The organism is Collinsella sp. OM06-18AC (genome assembly GCF_003438785.1).
Classification (GTDB): domain Bacteria; phylum Actinomycetota; class Coriobacteriia; order Coriobacteriales; family Coriobacteriaceae; genus Collinsella.
In genome coordinates, this window is the sequence record NZ_QSTX01000016.1 from 29,589 (window position 1) to 51,662 (window position 22,074).

The 22,074-nt window shown below is 58.7% G+C and carries 15 protein-coding genes and 1 tRNA gene; 4 read left to right on the top strand and 12 right to left on the bottom strand.

All coding sequences use genetic code 11. The features are described 5' to 3' along the window. Nucleotides 1-45: 45 nt before the first annotated feature. From DXB86_RS09090 to DXB86_RS09105, 4 genes are all read right to left on the bottom strand, one after another. Nucleotides 46-885 (bottom strand): carbohydrate ABC transporter permease, encoded by an 840-nt coding sequence (locus DXB86_RS09090; RefSeq protein ID WP_117584245.1) that lies wholly within the window; start codon nucleotides 883-885, stop codon nucleotides 46-48. After that, the gene (locus DXB86_RS09095) at nucleotides 885-1,739 is read right to left on the bottom strand and encodes a carbohydrate ABC transporter permease (RefSeq protein WP_055252174.1); all 855 of its coding nucleotides are present in this window, start codon (nucleotides 1,737-1,739) and stop codon (nucleotides 885-887) included. Before DXB86_RS09095 ends, DXB86_RS09090 begins: the two co-directional genes overlap by 1 nt. Nucleotides 1,740-1,826: 87 nt before the next feature. Then, nucleotides 1,827-3,143 (bottom strand): ABC transporter substrate-binding protein, encoded by a 1,317-nt coding sequence (locus DXB86_RS09100; protein ID WP_055252173.1) that lies wholly within the window; start codon nucleotides 3,141-3,143, stop codon nucleotides 1,827-1,829. 306 nt (nucleotides 3,144-3,449) lie between these two features. Further along, nucleotides 3,450-4,169, bottom strand: coding sequence for a GntR family transcriptional regulator (locus DXB86_RS09105; protein ID WP_117564838.1), 720 nt, complete (start codon nucleotides 4,167-4,169; stop codon nucleotides 3,450-3,452). Between the two features lie 224 nt (nucleotides 4,170-4,393). Between DXB86_RS09105 and DXB86_RS09110 the strand changes: the two genes are divergently transcribed. From DXB86_RS09110 to DXB86_RS09125, 4 genes are all read left to right on the top strand, one after another. Next, nucleotides 4,394-6,844 carry a PTS transporter subunit EIIC gene (locus DXB86_RS09110; RefSeq protein ID WP_117736895.1) on the top strand — a complete coding sequence of 817 codons (2,451 nt, stop codon included), beginning with the start codon at nucleotides 4,394-4,396 and terminating at the stop codon, nucleotides 6,842-6,844. A 127-nt stretch (nucleotides 6,845-6,971) separates the two neighbouring features. Further along, the gene (locus DXB86_RS09115; RefSeq protein ID WP_117736896.1) at nucleotides 6,972-7,985 is read left to right on the top strand and encodes a polyprenyl synthetase family protein; all 1,014 of its coding nucleotides are present in this window, start codon (nucleotides 6,972-6,974) and stop codon (nucleotides 7,983-7,985) included. A gap of 139 nt (nucleotides 7,986-8,124) precedes the next feature. After that, nucleotides 8,125-9,030 carry a peptidoglycan-binding protein gene (locus tag DXB86_RS09120; protein ID WP_199411031.1) on the top strand — a complete coding sequence of 302 codons (906 nt, stop codon included), beginning with the start codon at nucleotides 8,125-8,127 and terminating at the stop codon, nucleotides 9,028-9,030. 38 nt (nucleotides 9,031-9,068) lie between these two features. Next, nucleotides 9,069-9,143: transfer RNA gene (locus tag DXB86_RS09125), tRNA-Gln, on the top strand. An 876-nt stretch (nucleotides 9,144-10,019) separates the two neighbouring features. On the opposite strand, the gene DXB86_RS09130 is transcribed toward DXB86_RS09125, so the two are convergent. The 8 genes from DXB86_RS09130 to acpS form a co-directional block, all read right to left on the bottom strand. After that, nucleotides 10,020-12,212: a hypothetical protein gene (locus tag DXB86_RS09130; protein WP_117736897.1), complete on the bottom strand. Its 2,193-nt coding sequence runs from the start codon at nucleotides 12,210-12,212 to the stop codon at nucleotides 10,020-10,022. 183 nt (nucleotides 12,213-12,395) lie between these two features. Continuing rightward, on the bottom strand, nucleotides 12,396-14,285 hold the full coding sequence (locus tag DXB86_RS09135; protein ID WP_117736898.1) for a carbon starvation protein A: 1,890 nt from the start codon (nucleotides 14,283-14,285) through the stop codon (nucleotides 12,396-12,398). A gap of 810 nt (nucleotides 14,286-15,095) precedes the next feature. Further along, on the bottom strand, nucleotides 15,096-17,480 hold the full coding sequence (tsaD, locus tag DXB86_RS09140) for a tRNA (adenosine(37)-N6)-threonylcarbamoyltransferase complex transferase subunit TsaD (protein WP_117736899.1): 2,385 nt from the start codon (nucleotides 17,478-17,480) through the stop codon (nucleotides 15,096-15,098). Beyond that, a complete protein-coding gene (gene tsaE, locus DXB86_RS09145) occupies nucleotides 17,467-17,973 on the bottom strand; it encodes a tRNA (adenosine(37)-N6)-threonylcarbamoyltransferase complex ATPase subunit type 1 TsaE (RefSeq protein WP_089573670.1) in 507 nt (168 codons plus the stop codon). Before tsaE ends, tsaD begins: the two co-directional genes overlap by 14 nt. A gap of 12 nt (nucleotides 17,974-17,985) precedes the next feature. Continuing rightward, the gene (locus DXB86_RS09150) at nucleotides 17,986-18,606 is read right to left on the bottom strand and encodes a uracil-DNA glycosylase (RefSeq protein ID WP_089573671.1); all 621 of its coding nucleotides are present in this window, start codon (nucleotides 18,604-18,606) and stop codon (nucleotides 17,986-17,988) included. Nucleotides 18,607-18,614: 8 nt separating this feature from the next. After that, complete coding sequence (gene alr / locus DXB86_RS09155; RefSeq protein ID WP_089573672.1) at nucleotides 18,615-19,760, bottom strand: alanine racemase; 1,146 nt, start codon at nucleotides 19,758-19,760, stop codon at nucleotides 18,615-18,617. A 2-nt stretch (nucleotides 19,761-19,762) separates the two neighbouring features. After that, nucleotides 19,763-21,379, bottom strand: a complete 1,617-nt coding sequence (locus DXB86_RS09160; RefSeq protein ID WP_082435564.1) for an NAD(P)H-hydrate dehydratase — start codon at nucleotides 21,377-21,379, stop codon at nucleotides 19,763-19,765. Beyond that, entirely contained in the window at nucleotides 21,380-21,919 is a 540-nt protein-coding gene (acpS, locus tag DXB86_RS09165; protein ID WP_117736900.1) for a holo-ACP synthase, read from the bottom strand. Nucleotides 21,920-22,074 lie beyond the last annotated feature (155 nt).

The following is a 22,074-nucleotide window of genomic DNA, read 5'->3' on the forward strand; positions in this document are numbered from 1 at the left end:
GCCGCGCTGAGAGGCGCCGCCAAAACTTGCAAAACAGTTACGGCATCAGCCCTTGACGGCACCTGCCACCACACCGTCGATGATGTACTTCTGGCAGAAGATGTACATGATGACGATGGGGATGACGACCATCATGATGCACGCCATCATGGGGCCGAGCTCGACGTGGCCATAGCCGCCACGGAAGTACTGGATCAAGATAGGAATGGTCTTGTACTTGGTGGAGTCGAGCGTAAGGTAGGGCAGCAGATAGTCGTTCCAGACCCACATGGTCTCAAGGATGCCGACCGAAAGATAGGTGGGCTTCATAATGGGAAGGACGATCTTAAAGAACACTTGGACCGGGTTGCAGCCGTCGATCATGGCCGCTTCCTCAATCTCGAGCGGGATGTTCTTGACGAAGCCGGCGAACATAAAGACCGCGAGGCCCGCGCCAAAACCAAGGTAGATGAAGCAGATGTTAAACGGCGTGTTAAAGCCGATGCGGTCCGCGAGGTTGGACAGCGTGAACATGAGCATCTGGAACGGTACGACCATCGAGAAGACGAACAGGTAATAGAAGAAGTTCGAGATCTTGCTGTTGACGCGCACCACGTACCAAGCGCACATGGAGCAGCACACCAAGATCAGCACGACCGACGTGACCGTGATAATAAGCGAGTACATAAATGCCGAGGCAAAGCCCTGCTCGTTAAGAGCGTGCACGTAGTTTGCGAGGCCGTTGAACGTCTCGGGCGTGAGCAGATCGAACGCCGTGGTGGTGCTGATTGCGGTCGCTTTCTTAAAGGAATTGAGCGCAATCATGAACACGGGGTAGATCCATGCGAGCGACAGGATCGTAAAGAAGATCGAGAGCGCGCGGTTGATAGCCTTATCGCGTTTCATTACTGCTGCACCTCCTTGGACCTCGTGGCCTTAAGCTGGATCATAGAAATAGCGACAACCAGGATGCAGAAGATAACTGCCTTGGCCTGACCGATGCCCTGCCATGCGATGCCAGCACGCGAATAGAACGTGTTGTAGATGTTCAGGGCGAGCATCTCGGTGGAGTGCGCCGGGGCGCCACCGGTAAGGGCGAGGTTCTGGTCGAACAGCTTAAAGCCGTTGGTGATGGACAGGAACAGGCAGATGGTGATGGTCGGCATCAGGTTGGGGATCTTAACCTTCCAAAACGTCTGCCATGCCGTAGCGCCATCGACCTTGGCGGCCTCGATGTAGTCAGACGGAATGGACTGCAGACCGGCGATGTAGATGATCATCATGTAGCCGACCTGTTGCCACAGGGTCAGGATGATAAGGCCCCAGAAGCCAGCGGCGGAGTTGAGGGCGATAAGCTGGGCACCCACGTTGGAGAGCAGGCAGTTGATCAGAATCTGCCAAATGTAACCCAGTACAATGCCGCCAATCAGGTTAGGCATAAAGAAAATCGTACGGAAGATGTTGGTGCCCTTGAGCGCCTTGCGAGTGAGCGCCTGCGCAATGGCCAGCGCGATCACGTTGATGAGCACCGTCGACAGGAAGGCAAACGCCACGGTAAAGAAGAACGACGTGGAGAACTGCGGATCGGACAGCGCGCGCACGTAGTTCTCGATACCGACAAAGTGCGCGTTATTGATGGTAATAAACTGGCAGAACGAGAGATAGAAACCCTGGATAAAGGGAATCACGAACCCGATCATAAACGCCAGGCACGTGGGCAGCATAAAGAGCGGCCACCAGCGTTTGAGTGCTTTGCCCATAGAAGGGTCCTTTCAATATGCAGGGGGCGGGCAAACCTACGTCTGCCCGCCCCCTGTCGCTAATCAGATAGCTTGGGCAGCAACTGCTTACTCGGAAGCAGCCTTCTCGGTCTTCCAGCCATCGACGAAGGCGTTCTTGACGCCGTCCCACTTGGTGTTGTCGGCAGCATAAGCGATGAGAGCCTGCTTGAGGTTCTTCTTCCACTCCTCAGAGGGGATGTAAACGAAGTCCCAAGCAACGGTCTTCTTGCCGTCCTTGGCCATAGCAACGGCCTGCTGCGAGAAGACGTTGGTGGTCTCCTTAGCGCTCTTGAACGGGGCGGTCAGACCCATCTTGTCAGCGATGATGCTGGTGGCGGTGTCAGAAGTGACGCACCAATACATGAAGTCCTCGGTGGCCTTCTGGGCATCCTCGGAAGCCTGGGAGCTGACGCACCAGTAGTTCTCGCCGCCGGAGCACAGGCCCTGGTTCTCCTCGCCGTCGACGCCGATGTAGATCGGCAGCATGCCGAGCTGGTCATCGGTCATACCGGCCTTGGTGAGGTCGGCGTAGGCCCAAGAGCCGTTCTGATAGAAGACGGCCTTACCGGTTGCGAACTCGTTGGTGGCGTCGTCGCCGGTCTTAGAGGCGAGCTGCGAAGGATCGCAGGTGGAGTCGGTGATGTACAGGTCGAAGATCTGCTTAAAGTTGTCGAGATACTCGCCCTTGATCTCGTCGTCCTCCTGGTTGTGCTCCTTCTCGAACTCGTAGTAGAGCGGGAGGTTGGCGAGGTGGGTGGTGTAGCGCCAGCTGGAGGAGTCATCCATGCCGGCGGAAGTGAAGGCACCGTCAACGCCGAGCTCGTCCTTGCGGGCCTGGATGTCATCGGCGCAAGCCTTCAGCTTGTCGAAGGAGTTGATGTCCTCGGCCTTGTAGCCGGCCTTCTCGAGGAGCTCCTTGTTGTAGATGATGCCGTAGCTCTCCTGAACCCAGTCGATACCCAGATCCTTGCCGTCGGACTGCAGCGCCAGGGAGTCGTCGATGAGCTCACCGCGGAGCTTGGTGTCGGAAAGATCGGCGCAGTAGTCCTTCCAGTTCTTAAGGCCGGTGGGGCCGTTGACCTGGAACAGCGTCGGAGCGGAGCTCTTGGACATCTCGGACTTGAGCTTCTCCTCGTAGGTGTTGGAGGCGGCGGTCACGATCTTGACCTCGACGCCCTTCTCCTTCTTGTACGCCTTGGCGATCTCCTTCCACTCCTTGTCGACCTCGGGCTTGAACTGGAGGAAGTAGACCTCGGCAGCGTCACCAGAAGCAGAGGAGCCAGAGCCGGCAGAACCACCGCAGCCCACGAGGCCCAGACCAAGAACCGCAGCCGCGGAACCAGCAAAGCCCAGGAACTGCCTTCTGCTCATTTCGTTCTTCATTACAATCCACCCTTTCACACCGTGGCGGCACCCTTTGCCGCCGCCTTCGGAGATTGGCTCGGGGACTTTGCCCCTTTTGCTGACTTGTACAATACGCTATTTGGCTAGTTGTTTGAACAAGTATTACTAGAGCGGTAGAAAAACTTCGGTGAACGGTAATTTCAACTTGATACTTGACAAGTTTTGTATAAACAATTATTTGTTATCGAATGCAGAGAAAACGCCCGGTCAAGCCGATGCATCGTCGGTTTGACCGGGCGTTTTCTCTTTGAGGGCATGAGTCTCGTCAGGCTGCGAGCTAGCCGGCTATCGCTTGGAGTTGACGCGGTAGTGGAAGATCTCGGGATGCGTGCGGGCATGCGTGACCTCGAACAAGATGCCGTCCGAAGTGTACGACTGGCTCTCCATGACGGCGACACAGTTGTACTTGCCAAGGTCCAGATAGCTGCAGTCCTCATCGTTGGCGAGCTCGACACTCACCGTACGGCGGCTCGCCATCACTTTGATGCCGCGCTTGTGCTCCAGATAGCCGTAGATAGAATCCGCCGCGATCTCGGGGGTCAGGCCCTTGGCGATCGACGCCAAAAAGTAGCCGTGGTCCACCTGGCGCGCGCTGCCGTTGAGGCTTCGGACACGCACGACGCGAATCAGCTCCTCGCCCACCTTAAAGCCCAGGCGACGAGAGAGTTGCTCAGTGCAAATCAAATGTTCAAAAGACTTGACCTCGGTCGATGCGACGGCATTGTTGCGTTTTGCGAACTCGCCAAACGACTCAACCTCTTCGAGTGCGCCCAGCATGTCGGTTTCGCCCTTAAGCCAAATAACGCGCACGCCCTTACCGTGTATAGGCTGCACAAACATCTGGTCGGCCAGCATGCTCAAGGCGCGTCGAACGGTATTGCGCGTGCAGCCAAACTCCGCGGTCAGCTCGGCTTCGGTTGGCAGCATCTCCTGAAACGCATAGGTCCCGTCGATGATGCGCGAACGGATCTCGCGGTAGATTCCTTCGTAAATCGCTTTTGGCATGATTTCACCTCTAATGAATATGTATGGCTAGGCACGATAGCATTTCTTAAAGTTGTTTAAACCGATTATCGGTAAAGCACGGATTATTTACCGTCGACGGTTCCCCCGAAACCCAAATCGGACCGAATCAAAACCGTCAATGCGGCAAGCAGCCAGTCCTCTACAATGAGTTCATTGTTTAAACGTTCTTGCTCGCACAGCATGTTGCATCCGGAAGGCATATTATGCTGCAGAAAATCCAACGTTTTGGCGGAGCCATGTTCGCGCCCGCCATGCTGTTTTCTATATCAGGCCTCATGGTCGGCATCTCCGCCCTCGCCACGACCGTAGACATCGTCGGCGATCTCGCCGTATACGGAACCCCTTGGTACGTTTTCTGGACCATCATCCAGCGCGGCTCGTGGACGGTCTTTAAACGTCTCCCGCTCCTTTTTGCCGTAGCGCTGCCTATCGGTCTTGCCCAAAAGCAACCGGCACGCTGCTGCCTCGAGGCACTCGTGGCCTATTTTGCCTATTGCTTCTTTTTGAGCGAGATCATTAAGCTGAGCGGAGACAACCTTGGACTTAAGTACCCATCATCTTTGACCCCCGCCAGCGGCATCACCGTCATCGACGGCATCAAGACGCTCGACACCGGCATTATCGGCCCGCTGGCGGTGTCGGCAACCGTCGTTGCCATCCATGACCGCTTCTACGATGCCAAGGTTCCCGATTGGCTCGGCACCTTCTCGGGTTCCTCGCTGGTCTACCTCATCAGCTTTTTTGCCGTGTTTGCCCTTGCCGCCATCTCGGCCGCCATCGTGCCCTTCGCATACGCTGTGACCGAAACGCTGCGCCACGCACTTGCGGGCGTCGGCCCCTTCGGCGTGGGCATCTTTGTGTTTTTGGAGCGAGCGCTCGAGCCCATGGGGCTGCACCATCTGCTCTATATGCCCATCTATTACGACAATCTGGTCATTCACGACGGTATTTACGCCACGTGGACCAACCTGCTCCCCATTCTCTCCCATAGCACGCGCCCTTTAAATGAACTTGCGCCCTGGGCAGGTTTTACCGCCACCGGCTGGGGCAAGCTCTTTGGCCTTCCCGCCATCGCGGCAGCATTCTATTTCACCGCCAAACCCGAACGCCGCGCCGGCCTTAAGGTCATCCTTTTGCCCGCCATCGTCGCCTCGGTGGTCTGCGGTGTCACCGAGCCGCTCGAGTTTCTCTTTATGTTCACCTATCCTGGACTCTTTTTGCTCTACGCCGTCCTATCCTCCTGCCTTGCCATGACCATGAACTTCTTTGGCATCGTCGGCATCTTCTCGGGCGGTCTCATGGAAATGACGGCCTTCAACTTCATCCCACTCATGCGAATGCATGCCGGCTCCTACCTTTTGGCGCTCGGTATCGGTCTTGCCTTTAGCCTCATCTTTTTTGTTAGTTTTCGAGCACTCATCTTGGTCTATGACCTTAAGACGCCGGGCCGCGAGGATCATGTCTCCAATCGCGCGGCAATCGATCGTTTAACGGGAAGCGGCTTTGCCAAAGAGCAATCTCCCAATGGCGAGGTCAGTATTCAATCCGATCAAGATCACGTCCTCGCCGAGCGGGTAATTCAGCTTTTAGGTGGCGTTGGCAATATCGTGGGCGCAACCAACTGCGCCACGCGCCTGCGCGTCGAGGTCGCAGACCCTTCCATCGTTGCAGATAATGCGTCGTTTGTCGCGGTGGGCGCCAAGGGCCTCATCATTACGGGCAAGACCGCCCAGGTGATTATTGGCATCTCCGTTCCCCGCGTCAAAGAGCATTTTGACCAGATCATGGGCCTCGAGCCGGGATTTGTGTCCACCACCTCGGCCTCCCCTGCCGTCAGCGCAGCCCATAAGCGCGGCGATATCTGCTTCTTCGATATCGACGGAACACTCGCCTGGCAAGACCCTCGAGTGGCACAAGAGCTTCCCGAGAGCGAGCGAGACCTCTCCCCCTATCCCAATGAAGCGGTCTCGCAAGCCATCCGTGATTTTGTCGCCAAGGGCAATATGGCGTTTATCTGCACAGGGCGCACGCTGAGCTGCATCCATCCAAAGCTGCTCGAGCTGCCCTGGACCGGCATCGTCTGCCTCGCGGGTGGCTATGTCGAACTTGAGGGACACGTGATTCGCGATTTGGCGATGACGCCCGGCATGCTGCAGCGCCTTGCTCCCATTCTTGAGCAATCGGACGAAGTGATTCGTTTTGAGGGACTCAATGGCGTCGTTCGCATGAGTGCCGATGCGCCCGACGCTCCGGGATACGCCCGCACCGTGGGCGATGCAATTACGCAGCTGCAACATTACAGCGCCTACAAGATCTTAATGTCCACGTCGCTTGCCAACCGCATCGCTCAGGATCAAGCGTTTGAGCCGCTGCTCTGCTTTAACGAGCTCGAGCTCGAAGTGACCGAGATTTCGCCTCGCGAATGCACCAAGCGCGAGGGTATCCAGTCCGTACTCGACGCCCTCGATCCCCACCACGGAACCGTATACGGCATCGGCGACGCCAGCAATGACGTCTCGCTGATGAACGCCGTCGATGTCGGTATCGCCATGGGCAATGCGCCGGACTTCCTCAAGGAAAAGGCCGACTATGTCACCGACAGCATCGACCACGACGGCGTCGTCACCGCGCTCGAACACTTTGGGCTTATCTAGCCAAGCCCCTACCGCACTTGCGGCCGCATGGACCAATCGTCTTCAACCGCCGCGCTCGACGCCCTAATGTGGCAATATGTTGTCTGCATAATGCAACGATGCAACCTATCAAAGAATGCGAGAACCCGTGTCCAGTCCGTTTACCAGCTTTTTAGCCCAGCACTTTGACCAGATTAACGACTATCTGGCCACGTTCTTTGACGGACAGGCGACTTCCGCCGATATCGAGCGCTACCTGTATACCCCGCTCTCGGCATTTACGGCAAACGCTGGCAAGCGCCACCGCCCGCTCATCTGCATGCTCGCCGCCACTGCGGTAGGCGGCAGCTTTGAGAGCGCCCGCAGCGCAGCGGCGGCCATCGAGCACTTTCAGTCGGGCGCACTCATCCACGACGACATCGCCGACAACGGGCAGATTCGTCGCGGCAAGCCCTGCATGCACCTTACCGAGGGCACCGGTCTTGCCATCAACTGCGGTGACCTGGCGCTCACCATGGTCACCAAGACGGTTCTCGACGATCCCACGCTCGAGTCCGACGTGAAGCTGCGTGTGCTCCACGAGCTTACCGAGATGATCGTCCGCACCATCGAGGGTCAAGCGCTTGACCTGGGTTGGGTCCGTGACGAGCGCTTTGATATCTCGGTTGATGACTACCTGGACATGGCGACGCACAAGACCGCGTATTACAGCGGAGCCACGCCGCTTGCCGCCGGAGCCATTATCGGCGGCGGCAGCGAAGAGCAGGTCGAGGCGCTACGCGCCTTTGGCCTGCACACCGGCCTTGCCTTTCAGATTCAGGACGACCTGCTCAACTTGGTCGGCACCAAAGAGGCCGCCAACAAGGACTTCCGCACCGACATCACCGAGGGCAAACGCACGCTCGTTGCCGTGCACGCCCTGTCTGATGAGCGCCATCACGACGAGGTCGAGGCAATCCTTTCCTCGGGCACCGAGGACCCCACGCAGCTCGCGCGCGCCGTGGAGATCTTCCAGCAGACCGGCTCCATCGAATATGCTCACGCCTACGCGCTGGACCTGACCGCAAAAGCCAAGGCTGCCATCGAGAACGTTGAGCTTGACCCGCACGCACGCGAACTGTTCCTCTCCATGGCAGATTTCTTTGTGGAGCGCCTCAACTAGCGGGGGTCACAAAACCTGTGGGCAGCGCGTTTGGGTACAAGTTGCTACACTGTTGAGTGCATGTTTATGCATTGTCTCGCGTTGTCTATCCGACACGCGCTCAAAATAGTACGAATCGTACGCCGAAAGGGGTTCGTTCATGGAACCTATTACCACGGGCATGCAGGGAGCAGCCGTCGAGGATGTTCAGTCCCGCCTTCTGCAGCTCGGTTACACCATCGATGCCGACGAGGTCGCCGACAAGCGCTTTGGCACCACCACCGAGCAGGCCGTTGGCACGTTTAGGCTCGATAGCGGCCTTGCGGCCGGTTATGCTGTCGATATCCCCTGCTGGAGCGCCCTGGTCGACGCCTCGTATAAGCTGGGCGACCGCACCCTGTATCTTCGCATGCCCAATTTTCACGGCGCCGACGTCAAGGCCCTGCAGCGCGCTCTCAACGTTTTGGGCTTTGCCTGTGGCGAAGACGACGGCTACTTTGGTCCGCATACCGAGGCCGCCCTGCAGCAGTTCCAGGAAAATGTCGGCCTGTTTGCCGACGGCATGGCCTTCCAGGACACCTACGCCTACATCAACCGCCTGCACCATGTGTGGGAGGGCAAGCCCTCGGTCACCGAAGCCGAGTCCCGCATCGGTTTTGCTCGCGCCGCCAACGTGCTCGAGCGCTTCCAGATCGCCGTTATCGGTGAGGACCCCATCGCACGCAGCGTTGCTTCGCGCATGTGGAACATCGCCACGGCAACGACCGACAACAGCGGCATGATGCTCTGCGACTCCGAGGTCCCAACCGACGTTGACCTGGTGCTCGAGATCGCAAGCGACGAGCTGCCCGCCGACGCCGCGCCACGCGCCACGATTGCCCTCGCCGAGTGCCACAACCTGGCCCAGCGCATCCGCACCGCCAATGTCGCCGTGCAGCAGAAGCCGGCTCGCATTCGCATTGAGCTCACGGGCATGACGCGCTACAACGGCACCTTCACGGCCAGCGACGCGCAGACGCTCGCCGTACGCCTACTCGATGGCGTTTGCGATGCCCTCGCAGATTAGGTAAACTAGACGAGTTGCTTTTGGGCAACACCACACATTGGGACGTAGTTCAACGGTAGAACTCCGGTTTTTGGTGCCGGCTGTTGGGGGTTCGAATCCCTCCGTCCCAGCCATTAAAACTGAGCGCCCTAAGCCCATAACGGCCCAGGGCGCTTTCTTGTGGGCAAGCGGAGGAATTCGAGCCCGCAAGGGTGCGGAGCTGAGGAAACGCGAAGCGTTTTCCAGCGCAGCACGCAAGGAGCGAAGCGACGCAGCGGGGCGCGGTCGCCGACCAGGCGGACGCGGAATCCCTCCGTCCCACACCAGCCAAGAGCCCCTCACGTCAAGCAAATCGAGCCAACGCCGCCAAGCGGAGGAATCCGAACCCGCAAGGATGCGGAGCGACGCAGCGGGGCGCGGCCGCCGCAGGCAGACGCGGTGTCGGCACTTGGGGACGCTCCTAAGTGCCGACATTATAGGAACGTCCCCAAGTGCCGGCTCGGGACTATTTTCGAGGACCCTCCGAAGGACTGTGGCCAAAAAACGGCAAATATGAGTACTGTTACCGTTGTAGCTACATTATTTTCGTTAATAAAAGAAGATCTTAATGAGATTTATTCGCATCAAGGTCTTCCTTTAATGAACACTTGAGGAGATACGGCAGCTTATCTGCTCGATCGACACGTCAAATCACCTTAAATGTGGTCAAAATTACTGCTACTAAAAGAGTATCAGTACTCATATTTGCCGTTTTTTGGCCACGGCTCTTTATAGACACCCTGTACAGCGACGGTGGTAGATTTCGGAACGTGTCCGTCAGCCCCGTTCCGAAAAGCGAGCCGCATGCAACGGCCAAGCCACGACAGGCCCCGGGAGAGCGGGGACACCGGCTTAGGTTTATCGCGAGTTCCGCACGAACAGGAGGCCACTTAATGTGGCCTCCGTCGTGAGCAGGACTGTAGAGCAGGAAACCTAAGCCGGTGTCCCCGCTCTCCCGGGGCCGGCGGAACTTAGTTATTAAGCATGCGGTCGAAGCTTCCCGAATCGCCATCCCGATAGTCGGCGGTCATCAGAATCTCCTGCGGAATGCGCCCGCCCTCGCGCAGCACGTTGCGGAACTGCACGCGCGTGACCATGGGCAGATCCTTGATCGTCGCTGCCAAGTTCTGCGGCACACCCTGGTTGGCAGCCGCGGGCTCGCACTCGCCGCCGGCCTTCACGCGACGCTTATGCTCGGCGAGCATAGCGCGATACATGCCGGCATGCAGGCGAATCTCAACCACATTGGCATTGCGAGTCTGCTCGACGATGCGCGCGCCCTCGCGATCGATATCGCCCACGTAGTAGACGTAGTTAAAGCGATAGCCAATCTCGGCCAGATAATCATCCAGGGCATGCGAGACGCTCGCCTTGCATCCGCCGCCAAAAATCACGCCGCCCACCTTGATGCCAAAGAGCTTGGCGTGCTTGCGGCCACGCAGCAGCTTGACGATCTCGTCGTAGGTGTCCAGGTTCTCGACCATAATGAACGGCTTGTCGGCTCCCAGCGTAAAGAAGCCCGTAAAGTGCACGGGGCGATTGGGGGCGACCTTGATCGCCTGCATACTGATGCCCTTTTCGGTCATACGCCTGATCAAGCGCTCACCGTGCTTGCCGTCAAAAGCCTTCTCGTCGTTAAAGATCTGGTAGGCACGCTGGCGGCGCGAGGCAACCGGCGTATCGGCACCTCGGTTCTGCTCGATCCAAGCCTGGATGATTGCGATTTCCTCGGCAATCTTGCGGTTGGACATCTCGTTGTGCTGAGTACGCTGCGGAGCCTTTTTGCCGTCCTTGCCCTCGACCTTTACGATCTGCGTCTGCTGCTCCTTGATCTTAGAGAGCGCCGTGGGCGTAGGGACAACCTTGAGCAGCTGCCTGCCTAAAACGCGGGCAAGGGCAAACGCCGATACCTCGCCGTGGACGGCCGACTCGGGCTGCTGGGTAGCACTATCAGCCGCGGCAGGCTCAGCCTGTGCATGAGGCTTACGCTTGGAATCTGCCCGGGTATTACGTTCCTGCTTGGGCGCAGACGAGCGCTTTTGCGGACGATCGGACTTGGCCTCCTTCGCCGGCTGGCGCTTGACCTGATCCACCGGAGTCTCGGCCTTCTCATCTCCGTTTTGTGTCGCTGTCTTCTCGGCCGCGGCCTCGGCATTTGAGCCACGACCGCCGCGGTGACGACGACGGCGGGGCTTGCCTGAGGCGCTCTCCCCCGCCTGCTTATCAGCGGTCTGTTGAGCTTTGACCTCAGTGTCAGCCGCAGGCTGCGACTCGGAAGGTTGCTGCTCGCGAGCCGCCGGCTCAACGGTTTTCTCGGTTTGTTCGGCCTTCTCGTCCTGAGCGGTCGAAGCCGGCTCGCCCTTCTCCTGACGCTTTACGGGATACGCGCGTCCCGCAAAACCGCGGCCGGGACGACACGAACCCGGAGCCCTCTTGGCAGACTCCTCAACATCGTCTGCAACCTCGGAAGGCTCTTCAACCTCACGCGCGACATCCTGCTGCGCGGCCTTAAAGTGAGCACCGCGACGACGCTTGGGCTCTTGGGCCTCCACGGGCTTTTGCTCCTTCGCGGGCTTCTGCGACTCGGCAGCAACCTCGTTCTCAACAGCCTCGGCATCCGTCTCACCCTTTTGAGCAACGGCGCGACGGAAGCGCTCCTGCTGGGCGCGGCGCTGCGCATCGCGCTTGCCACCCCCGCCAAAACCGCCGCGTCCTGCCTTGGCCGTAAAGGCGCGCACGACGTTCTCATCGAGCAACTCATCGGTATCGACATGCTCACGCGGAGCAGCTTCTTCCACAGCAGGCACGTCAGCGAAATCCTCGACGACAAAATCTTCGACGGACTCGGCAGGTTGCTCCTGGGCATCGCGGATCTCGGCATTGATGGTATAGAACGCCGGGCGCCCGTTAATGCCACTACCCTCGATCTTGGTCACGATATTTGCCGCGATAAGCTCATCGCGCATCGCCTTGGTGTCGCACTCCTTATCGACGGAGCGGAAAATCTGCGCCAGCGCACTCGACTTAATCTTGAGCGCCTTGCGGCAAAGCAGGTCGTAGGCAACCAGCTTGGCACGCTCGGCAGAAAGCGATGTCTGGCTGCTCAGACGCTCAGCCAGGGCATCGACATTGTTTTGATTATCGGAATATACCGTCTTGGCCACGGGGCCCCTTTCATATGCACACATATACGTCCATATGGTACAACGCACGAGCCTATCCACGCAAAACATCTGCGAGAACGCCCTTGCACCACCTGTTCTCACAAGAAAAAAGACCGGGTCCGCTTGATTGCGGACCCGGTCTTTCCGAGTCAAATAGACGGGAGATTCAACCCGTCCGACCGACTAGGCCTTGGCGGCCTCGGCGTCGGCAGGAGCTTCAGCGGCAGCGGCGCGACCGTACTCGGCCTTGCCCATCTCGGACCACTCGGGCTCCTCGTCGGGCATGGAGCCAGCCTCCTTGCCGAAGAACTCCTTGAGGCAGTTGACGGCGACGATGAGGCCCAGGACCATCAGCAGAACGGCAAAGACGAGCTGCAGGCCCTTGGTGGCGGCGACGGAGACGGCGGCCGTGGTGGCGGTAGCCGGGATGGTACCGAAGAAACCGTAGGCCTGGACGGCGGTCATGCAGCCCATGGCGCTCTGGACCAGCGAGGTGAAGGTGCAGCAGAGCAGGAAGGCGACGGGCACGTAGAGCATCCAGCCCTTGCGACCGGTGCACTTGCAGAACACGGCGAGGGTGATCATGGTCATACCGCCGAGCAGCTGGTTGGAAGCACCAAAGAGCGGCCAGATGTTGGCATAGCCACCAAAAGCGAGGGCGAGACCGGGAAGCAGGGTAACGACCGTGGCGAACCAGGGGTTGCCGAGGACCTTCATATAGCCGGCCTTGGACTCGATGGCCAGAGCATCGTTGGTCTGGGCAAAGAACTCGGAGAACGAGGTGCGGGCGATGCGGGCGACGGCGTCGAGCGAGGTCAGGGCCAGAGCGGAGACGTTCATAGTCATGAAGACGATAGCGAGCGTGCCGTCAACACCGAAGGCCTGCATACCGCGGGAGATGCCAGCGGCGAAGATCTGGAACGGGGTGGAAGCGACACCAGCGTTGAGGGCGCCGGTACCGGCGGTGTTCATATCGGAGAACATGATGCCGGCGACGATGATGGCAAGGATGCCGACGAAGGACTCGACGATCATTGCGCCGTAACCGACCTTGACGGCGTCCTGCTCCTTCTCGACCTGCTTAGAAGAGGTGCCGGAAGAAACGAGGCTGTGGAAACCGGAGAGAGCACCGCAAGCGACGGAGACGAACAGGACCGGGAACATCATGCCGGAGGCAGTGGAGAAGCCGGTGAAGACCGGAGCGGTGATGGTGGCCTGACCGTTGACGCCCAGGACGACGATGCCGAGGACAGCGCAAACGATCATGACGATCATCATGATGGAAGTGAGGTAGTCACGCGGGGTCTTGAGCATCTGGATGGGCATAGCGCCAGCGAAGACCAGGTAGACCATGACGACGGCGAACCACTGGAACTTATCCAGGTAGACCGGGAACTGCATACCGACGGCGAACATGAGAACCATGAGGACCACGCCGGTGACGAACTCGGTAGCACCGGTGAGGTTGAACTTCTTCTGGGCCCAACCAAAGGCGATAGCGACGAAGGTGAACAGGATGGAGATGGTACCAGCGCAGCCGGCGGCATAGGACTTGGTGAAGTCGATGGCACCGGTAGCAGCACCAGAAGCGTCAACGGCCGGGGTGAACATGAACGTCTTGCAGACCATGTCGGTGAAGGCGGCGATGACGATGATGCAGAACAGCCAGCAGAACAGCAGGAACAGGCGACGGCCGGTCTTGCCGATGTACTTCTCGATGAGCTGAGCGAGCGACTTGCCGTTGTTCTTCATCGAGGCATACAGGGCGCCAAAGTCGTGGACGGCGCCAAAGAAGATGCCGCCGACGAGGACCCAGAGCACGACGGGCAGCCAGCCAAAAGCCATGGCGACGATCGTACCCGTAACAGGGCCGGCACCGCAGATCGAGCTGAACTGGTGCGAGAACGCGGTGAAGGCAGAGACGGGCGAGAAGCTCTTGCCGTCCTTCATGCGCTTGGCCGGCGTGAGGGCCTCTTTGTCAACGCCCCACTTGTTGGCCAGCCATCGGCCATAGCCCAGATAGCCGCAGGCGAGCACCGCCGCGGCCACAACCATGAGCAAAACTCCGTTCATTACATTTCCTCCTCTAAAAAGAACTTCTCAGACATAAAAAATGAGGGCCGTCGGTTGCGCTCGACGGCCCTCATCTTCATCAGCCGCCCGTTATCGTACGGGCTAGCTGTATGTGCTAACCCGCATCAGATAATTACTACGCTGATAATGTTTAGCTGATGCGTGAACATGTCTAAAAAATCCTCTTCAATCATGATGCGAACGATCCGTACGTGTTCACATCCCCCAGTGGTTGAAAAAGGAGTATGAAACTTTAGTTACCTAAAGTCAACGCAAATTTGTAATGAATTTTCAACTATTTTTGAATTTCTCGGTATAAAACGCCATTGACCTCGGACTTTACCCAACAAAAGTTTTTGCATGAGAGATGCCCCTCGGGAGCCGCGGGAGCCGGGCGGCGCATATGAACTTTCCTGCTCTACAGTCCTGCGCAAGACGGAAAGCACATTAAGTGCTTTCCTTTGCGTGCGGAACTCGCGATAAAGTTCATATGCGCCGCCCGGCTCCCGCGGCTCTCAGGGGCTCCCATCCCAAATGCGGAGCAAAGCTCCGCACACCATCTTTTTCTTTCAGCTAAAGCACGCCGGAAATTCGACGCAGCTGGCTAACCTTGCCGGACGTTGTCGACGCCAAACCAGCTCAGAAGCTATATCGATACAGAAAGGTCCCCGGACGGAGGGGCCGGATATAAGGTTTATCGCGAGTTCCGCACGCAAAGAAGGCCACTTAATGTGGCCTTCGTCTTGCGCAGGACTGTAGAGCAGGAAACCTTATATCCGGCCCCTCCGTCCGGGGACCGCGCCGTACCAGCTACAGCGTCATGTTTGGATCGGCGTCGACGTCGAACGGCGAGATTTCTCCTCGGTCGAATTTACGGCGGGCAACCTCTGCGATCATGGCGGCGTTGTCGGTGCACGCCGAAAGCGGTGGCACCGTTACGCGGATCCCCTGACGCCCAAGCTTCTTGATCATCATCTCGCGCAGATGCGGATTAGCCGAGACGCCGCCGCCGATGCAGTATTCCTTGCATCCGGTGGCATGCAGGGCGTTTTTGGCCTTCTTGTACTGAACGTCAAAGACGGCTGCCTCAAACGAAGCCGCCAGATCGGGCAGGTGAATCGTGCGCCCGGCCTTGGTCTCCTGCTCGATGTAGAGCGTCACGGCCGTTTTAAGACCCGAAAGCGAGAAACGATAGTCTCCCCTGCTGTTAAGCGCGCGAGGAAAATCGATCGCGCGGGGGTTGCCCGTCTCGGCCAGCTTGGAGATGATGGGGCCACCGGGATAGCCCAGACCCAACGCCTTGGCTACCTTGTCGAAGGCCTCGCCCACAGCATCGTCGAGTGTCTCACCAAGTACCTCGTAGTCGCCCCATGCCTTCACGTGCACGAGCATGGTATGACCGCCCGAGACGAGCGTGAAGATAAACGGCGGCCTGAGATCGGGCTGCGCCAGCAGGTTGGCGAACAGATGGCCCTCCAGATGGTTGACGCACACGAGCGGCTTGCCGGCGGCATAGGCAAAGCCCTTGGCGAAGGCGACGCCCACTACCAGAGCACCCACCAGGCCCGGACCCTGCGTCACGCCAACAGCGGCGAGTTCGCTCGGCGCGATGGCTCCACCCTCAAGACCAAGCGATGCTGCGGCATCCTCGAGCGCCGCATCCACGACACTCACAATCACCTCAACGTGTTTGCGCGAGGCGATCTCGGGCACCACGCCGCCAAAGCGGGCGTGAAAATCAATCTGTGTCGACACCTGGTTGGCCAGCATATTGCCATCCGCATCGATAATCGCCACGGCCGTCTCGTCGCAGGAGCTCTCGATAGCGAGCACTAGGCGGCGGCGCTCAATTTCGGCACGCTCCCCCTCGGAGCGCCCAGGCGCAGGCAGCGGCCATACGCGCTGCTCTGCCGCCGTCGGCTCGGGCGAAGCATTATCGACCGGAAGCACCAGGGGCAGCGGAGCCGTCATGACGATGGCGTCCTTGCCGGCACCATAGTAGCCGCGGCGACGGCCAGCCTCGGTAAAGCCCAGAGCGTTATAAAGCGCGGTCGCTCCCTCGTTACCGTCCTCGACCTCGAGCGAAGCCGTAGTGCAGCCGAGCATCTGGGCATCATAGCTCACATGCGACAGCAGCTTGCGGGCAATGCCCTCACGGCGATGTGCCGGGTCGACGGCGACATCCAGAATCTGCACATCACCGTCCACGACCATACCGCCGGCAAGGCCCAGCAGCTTGCCGTCGTCGTGTGCCACCCACCAACTACGCGGCGCAGCGACGTCCTCGCCCAGTTCGGACAGGAACATGCCCGGCGTCCATGCCTCGTGTCCGGCACCTTCAAAGCAGGCAGCCTCCAGCGCGCTTGCGCCCTCGGCATCCGCCGCGCCCATGGGACGGAACTGCAGATGACGACCGGCGAGCTCATCGGCAACACCCGTAATTTCGCTCTGCGCACTCTCGGCAAGACCAAGACGCTTGCGCTCGTTTTCCTCGGCATCCGAAAGGCGCGTGTAAATCGGCAGGACGCGGGCCGGATCGCCGTCACCCGCAGCGTGCGCGAGCAGCAAGCCCTCGCCCGAAGGCCACCACAGGTCGCGCTCCACGCAGCGGGCGGCCTCGTCCTCACCCAGCAGCTTGCCATAGCGCACTAGACCGTCACCGGTCAGCTGAACCTGGCCCCAGTCCGCTGCTTGGCGCCACTCATCGAGCGCCACGGCGGCCTTGACCACGTGTTCGCGCTCAAATTGACGCTCGGGACCCTCATCGACCAGCATATACAGCGCCGGATATACCTCACCGCGCATAGCATCGGCCAAGATACCAAGCTTGCCGCGCACGCCAGCCTTCCACGCCGTCCAAGCGCAAGCGTCGAGCGTCGACACGCCCAGCAGCGGAACATTGGCACCACGCGCGAGGCCCTTGGCAGTGGAGATGCCGATGCGCACACCCGTAAAGGACCCCGGGCCGCGGCCGACCACATAGCAACCAACATCGCTGCGATCCAGACCGGCTTGAGCCAGCACGCCATCAACGGTATTCACGAGCTCAACGTTGGCGTGACGGCGACACATGTGGTCGCCACTCACGAGCTTCGTCTCACCCGTCTGCCCATCAATCCAGCTTGCCGCGCAGGCAAGCATGTCAGTCGAGGTATCGAGCGCCACCACCAGCGCGTTGTCGTTATGCAAGCTCATCTTGTACAGCCTTATCAATCAAATGGGAAAGCTCCATTGCGCGGTCACCGTGCGCCTCAAGCGTTATCGTTCGCACGTCGCTGTCGCCCTCATCACGCCTGAGCGTCACCGAAAGATACTCATCCGTCAGCTCGTCCTGGAATTGTTCGCCCCATTCCAGCAGGCAAGCACCCTCATAGCCCAGCACATCGAAAATGCCCGTATCCTCGAGCTCGTAGGCATGCTCCAGGCGGTATAGATCAAAGTGAAACAGCGGAATACGACCTTGATCGTGAACGGCCATGAGGGCGAACGTAGGGCTCGTAACCATATGCCCATCGCCCAGCCCGCGCGAGACGCCCTTGGTAAAGTGAGTTTTGCCCACTCCCAGGCCACCGGTCAGGATGAGCACATCGCCGTCCTCAAGGCACGGTGCAATTAGCTCGCCAAAGTACTCCGTATCGGCAGCGCAAGTCGTTTTGTAAGTACCTACCCCCAGGCGCTCCAGGGACATATATGCTCCTTATTATTCCGAGGCGTCCTCTGGCGCGGGATGTCGCTCCAGATAGTCGCCCAGCATCTTAAAGTCTTCCTCCAGCAGCTCCTGCCACGCCGGATTGCGCAGCGCTGCTGCCGGATGGAACGTGGGCATTACCACAAAATGCCCCATCTGGTGGAACCTGCCGCGCAGCTTAGTAATGCCAATCTCGGTCTTTAGCACAAAGTGCGTCGCGGGGTTGCCGAGCGTCACAATAATATCGGGCCAGATGCTTCGAATCTGCTCACGCAAAAATGGCGAGCAAGCCAGCACTTCCTCGGGACGCGGATTGCGGTTTCCCGGCGGGCGGCACTTAAGCACGTTGGCAATGTAGACGTCTTCGCGTTTGAGCCCCGCCAGCGACAAAATGCCGTTGAGGTCCTCGCCTGCCGCCCCCACAAAGGGCTCGCCCTGCAAATCCTCATTGCGGCCCGGCGCCTCGCCAATAAACATCACGCGAGCGTGGGGGTTTCCCACGCCAAACACGATGTTATGGCGCGACTGGTAAAGCTGGCAAAGGTGACAATCGCCCAGAACGGCCTCGATCTCCTCGAGTGCGACCTCACGCGGCGCCTGATGGCTATGGCCGGGGATGTGCATGACGCCCATAGCGACTCCTACACGTAGACCTTGTCGAGACGCATACCAAAGCCGCAAGCGACCTCGTAGTTAATCGTGCCGCGTAGGCGCGCCATCTCGTCCATGGTAATCTCGGCATCTCCATCGCGGCCGACAATGATCATCTCGTCACCATACTCGGCCTCGGGAATCTCATGCGCCGGGTTGGACTGAATGGCGACCATAAACTGGTCCATGCAGATATTGCCCACCTGACGCACACGCTCGCCGCGATACAGCACGTCCATACGATTGGAAAGCGTACGCGAAAGGCCATCGGCATAACCGATCGGAAGGGTGCAGATCTGAACGCGCGTGCGCGGTACGCGGTAGGTAAAGCCGTAGCCCACGCCCTCGCCCATCGCAGGATGCGCCACGCGCGTCACACGCGCGTGGACGCTCATGACGGGATCAAGCTGCATCACGCGACCACTCAGCTCACATGGCTGCAGACCATACAAACCGATGCCGGCACGAATCATGTCAAAGTGCATTGAAGAATCGAGCATCGAGGACGGCGTATTGGCACAATGCACGATACCGCATTCAAAACCTGCGTCCTTAATGGCCTGAACGGCCTCGGTAAAACGCTGGCACTGCAGCTTGTAGTCCCAACCCGAAGGTTCATCGGCCGTGGCAAAGTGCGTAAATACGCCGTCGCACTGGATGCCGCGATGGAAACTGATGCCGCGTACAAAGTCGAGCACCTGTGTGTAGTGAACACCGATACGATTCATGCCCGTCTCGATGGCAAGATGGTACTTGCCCACCTTGCCCGCCGCGACGGCGCATTCGCCATACGCAAGAGCAAAATCGGACGTATAGACCGAGGGCATGATATCGAATTCGAGCAATGCAGGAATAGCCTCGATAGGCGGCTCACTTAGAATCAGGACGGGCTTAGTAATCCCGCCCTGACGGAGCCCAACGCCCTCGTTAACCGTCGCCACGGCAAACATGTCGGCACCGGCCGAATACATGATCTTGGCACACTCAACAGCTCCATGACCATAAGCATCGGCCTTGACCACGCAGCACAGGCGCTGACGCGGATTCAACAAGTTCTTATAGGCCCTCGTGTTGCGACGGAGCGCCCCGCGGTCGATCTCGACCCAGGACCAGCGCGTCAAATCGGCTTTATTCATGATTAGTCATCCGACCCTTCGTCCATGATTCCCAGATCTTCGAGCGCATCCTTTGCCGCCAGCTCCATGGCAGGACCGATCAAGTCGATAAGATCGGTCGCGATGACGCTCTTCTCACCATACTCCGTCGCCGCGGCAAAACCGGCGTAGCTGTGAAGTGCGACGGCGTACGAATACAGCAACTCCCAACGATCCATCTCGTCGCGCATGGTGGCAAGCGTGCCGGCCAAAATACCCGCGAGAACATCACCCGAACCGGCAGTTGCCAGAGAAGCCGGACCCGAGAGCGGCAGCAGCACACGCTCAACGCCACAGATAGCCGTCGTCGGCCCCTTGGCAATGACCACCAGATTGTCGGAGCCTGCAGCCCAGACAACCTTCTGCGCGGCCGCAATCGCGGTACCAAGGTCGTTCACCTCGTCACCGGCAACCAGGCGCGAAAGCTCACGATAGTGCGGCGTCATAACCAACGGCTGCTCGCGGCGATACATCTCGGGGTTACTATCAATACCGTCAATGGCAATCTTAGCAAGGCAGTTGAGTGCATCGGCGTCCAAAATTAGCGGTACATCAAGCTCGAGCAAGCCCGAAACCACCTGCATAGCGCCGGCAGACGTCGTCATACCGGGACCGCACAGCACGCAGCTGTACTTCTTTGCGATCTCGCACACCGTCATGCGCGCAGCGGCGCCAAAGGAGCCGCGGGAATCAGACGGAATAGCAAAGACCGGAATCGAAGGAAGTGCCATGCGAATGAGATTGGCGCAGGCGTCAGGAGCCGCGACTGCCACGTAACCAGCACCCGCGCGAGCTGCAGACTTGGCCGCCATAATGGCAGCACCAGGATATTGCGCAGATCCGGCGACAATAAGCACGGAGCCACGGGAATACTTATCGATATTCGATGGTAGCGGAGCAAAGTAATCAACTAAGTCACCGGGCTCGACAATCTCGGCGGCGTGGTCGACATCATCGATGACCTCGTCAAGACGGTCGTAAAGATTGCCGCAGATCAAATCGCCAGCATACTCAGGACCATCAGCGCTATACAGACCAATCTTGGGCGCAATCATCGTCACCGTGCGCTCGGCACGAATGCAGTCGTCATCAACAACGCCCGTCTCTGCATTCAGGCCCGAGGGGACATCAATGGATACGACACAATCGGCGCATTCATTGACCGTAGGAATCCAAATGGAGAACGGCGCACGCAGATTCCCGTGGAAACCGGTACCAAAAATGGCATCGACAACAACATCGGCCTTATCGATCAAAACCTCGAGTTCATCACGCGAGGGGCCGACGCAAACGTGCACATCGCGGCCGGCAGTACGACGAGCAACATGACGTGCCAGAGCAGCAGGAATCTCATCCGGTTCAACCGGAGAAACGATATCCACGTCCACACCCTTATGGCTCAGGATATCGGCGGCAACCCAACCGTCGCCGCCATTATTACCAAAACCGACCAAAACGAGAACCCGATCGGGATTGAGCTTCAAAACCTCGTTAGCGGCAAACTCACCCGCTAGCTCCATAAGCTCGGCCTTCGAAGTCCCTTCGCGTTCGATGATATCCTCGAGACGAACGACTTCTTCGGTACTCAAAACCGGTTTCATCTATGCTCCTAGCGTATCTTGCGAAGCATCGCCCAGGTGCTCCGTCAATGCTGAATTCTGCAGCTGCTCGAGCTCATCTAATACAGAGCGAGCCTCTTTAAATGTCTGCGCAACGCGTTTCTTGGTGCTCACCTTTTCATCTTTTGGCTTAGGCCGAGCATCTTCGGTAATCGCGATGGCATTCGCAACGGCCAAGTCTCCCGTAAGCGTAATGGAAAGAGCGACCTCAACAACGCCCAGTTCTTGAGCGATCTCGAGAGCACGGCCCGAAAGCAGCGCCTTCGGTTTGCCGAGTTTATCACGCGTTACCGAAACATCCTTGCGACCCACGCCTTGACTAAAACCCGTGCCGAGAGCTTTAAGCACCGCCTCGCGCGAAGCAAAGCGGCTCGCATAGTGAGCAGCGGGACGCGATGATACATCGCAATACGCACGCTCTTCTTCGGTAAACACACGCCGAGCAAACGACGGCGTCTTTTCAAGAATTGATTTCATGCGGGAAATCTCGACGATATCAACGCCGATACCAGCTTCAGCCATGTTCACCTCCATATCGCACAGACTAAGTTATTGTAGCCCGTTCGCAGAAGATGCGACAAACGAGGGTTATAAAACACAGCTACTATGTGAGACAAATTGCCCGAGATACAAAAAAGGGGGAGGCCGCGAGGCCTCCCCCTTCTTCAAGTCATCCG